Below are 1,936 nucleotides of genomic sequence, written 5' to 3' on the forward strand. Positions count from 1 at the left end.
CGGCCGCCTGCCGGTCCAGCCCGTCAATCGCGTCACGCACCCACAGGCGGAAATCGGTCGCGACTGATCGTTGCGCGAACGCGCGGTGTGCAGGCGCTTGCCCGCCTCGCCAATGCGGTCGGACAGGCGGGATTCGATATTCATGTGAATATCTTCCAGCGCGGTGCTGAATTCGAACGTGCCCGCCGCGATCTCGCGCCCGATCCCGTCCAGCCCGTCGGTAATGGCGCGCGCGTCCTCGGCCGAGATGATGCCGGTTCTGGCCAGCATGGCGGCATGGGCCTTGGAGCCTGCGATGTCCTGCCGCCACAGCGCTTTGTCAAACCCGATGGAGGCGTTGATGTCCTGCATGATCGCCGCAGGCCCCCCGGCAAAGCGTCCGCCCCATTGCGCGTTGGCGCCGTTCGCGTCCTGATCCGTCAGCGTTTTCGCATTCCCCGGCATTCTGTGTTCCAGCTACCCCAAAGTGTGATTCAAGCGTGATTAAGGGCCATGTTGGCGTAACGCCATGGCTGCCGCGCACCCTACCCACGTGGGCCGCCAGATACAATCGTTCCTGCGGGATGTGGGTTGTCGCGCGGGGTCTTTTACTCATGCGGCAGGGGCTGTAGGGTCATGGCGCAATCCGCCCACGGCCAGAGGACGCCCCGCACAATGCCGCACGCAGCCCTTGCGCAAGAGCCGTCACGTCTGCTGACGCAGGATGATCCTCCACCCGTTATCCAGTTCGGCCCTTCGGCCGCCGGAAGCCCCGTTTCCCCCACCGCCCCGCCTTTCGTGCTGACCAGCGACCATGCCGGCCGGGCCATTCCCGCGGCACTGGGGGATCTGGGGGTCAGCGCCGCCGATCGGGCGCGCCACATCGCCTGTGACCTCGGCATGGCCGAGACGGGCCGCCTGCTGGCGGAGCAGTTGGGCTGCGTGCTGGTCGAGCAGGCCTATTCCCGCCTCGTGATCGACTGCAACCGCGCGCCGGGGCACCCGACATCCATCGTGCGGCGCAGCGATGGCACGGACGTGCCCGGTAATGTCGATATTACCGCCGCCCAGGAAGGCCAGCGGGTGGAGGAGATATTCCTGCCCTATCACCAGCGCATCGAGAATGAAATCTCGACCCGGCTGGAGGCGGGGCTACCGGTCGTGCTGGTGTCCCTGCACAGTTTTACGGACTGCATGAACGGCCAGAAGCGCCCGTGGCATACCGGCGTGCTGCACAACCGCAATCCCGCTTTCGGGCTGCGGGTGCGTGACCTGCTGGCGGCGGAGGACGGACTGGTCGTGGGCAGCAACGAACCCTATGCGCTGACGGACGCCAGCGATTATACCGTGCCGGTGCATGCGGAGGGGCGGGGCCTGCCCTATCTTGAAATCGAGATCCGTCAGGATCTGGTTGCCACCGCGCGGGGGCAGGCGGAATGGGCCGCGCGCCTGGCGCGTATCCTGCCGCGCGCATGGGACGAATTCAGCCGCCAGAGTGCCGGTTCACGTAAACAGACAGCCTGATGGACCCGATGGAAAAGACAACGCAGCGCGCGCCGCGCATTGATGGGCATACGCTTCTGGCCGGGGTGATCGGCTGGCCGGTCGCGCATTCGCGCTCACCGCTCATGCATAATTTCTGGCTGCGCAAATGCGCGATCAATGGGGCTTACGTGCCGCTGCCTGTCCGGCCGGGGCAGTTCGAGACGGCGGTCCGTGGCCTTCAGGCGGCGGGATTCCGGGGCGTGAACGTCACCATTCCGCACAAGGAATCGGCTTACCGGATCGTGGACCGTCTGGACCGTTCGGCCGAGCGGTCCGGTTCGGTCAATACGCTGGTTTTCACCGATGAGGCCGGATCGAAGGCTATTCCACCGATGGGGATGGATTCGTCGCCAATGTCGAGGCGCATGGAATTCCCGTCCATGGTGGCCGCGCCCTGCTGCTGGGCGCGGGG

General features: G+C 66.0%; 1 protein-coding gene and 2 pseudogenes. 2 read left to right on the forward strand and 1 reads right to left on the reverse strand.

Annotated features, from left to right (window positions below; genetic code table 11):
* Nucleotides 1–444 (reverse strand): annotated as a pseudogene (locus JCM25156_RS25045) (lyase family protein); the annotation flags it as partial.
* Between the two features lie 210 nt (nucleotides 445–654).
* Here JCM25156_RS25045 and JCM25156_RS15155 point away from each other — a divergent pair.
* Nucleotides 655–1,503 (forward strand): N-formylglutamate amidohydrolase, encoded by an 849-nt coding sequence (locus JCM25156_RS15155; protein WP_025813746.1) that lies wholly within the window; start codon nucleotides 655–657, stop codon nucleotides 1,501–1,503.
* Nucleotides 1,504–1,511: 8 nt separating this feature from the next.
* Nucleotides 1,512–1,936 (forward strand): annotated as a pseudogene (locus JCM25156_RS25050) (shikimate dehydrogenase family protein); the annotation flags it as partial.

This window comes from Komagataeibacter kakiaceti JCM 25156 (genome assembly GCF_000613305.1).

Excerpts from the sequence above, each read along its gene's own strand:
- JCM25156_RS15155 (WP_025813746.1), top strand. The coding sequence starts at position 655 with ATGCCGCACGCAGCCCTTGCGCAAGAGCCGTCACGTCTGCTGACGCAG.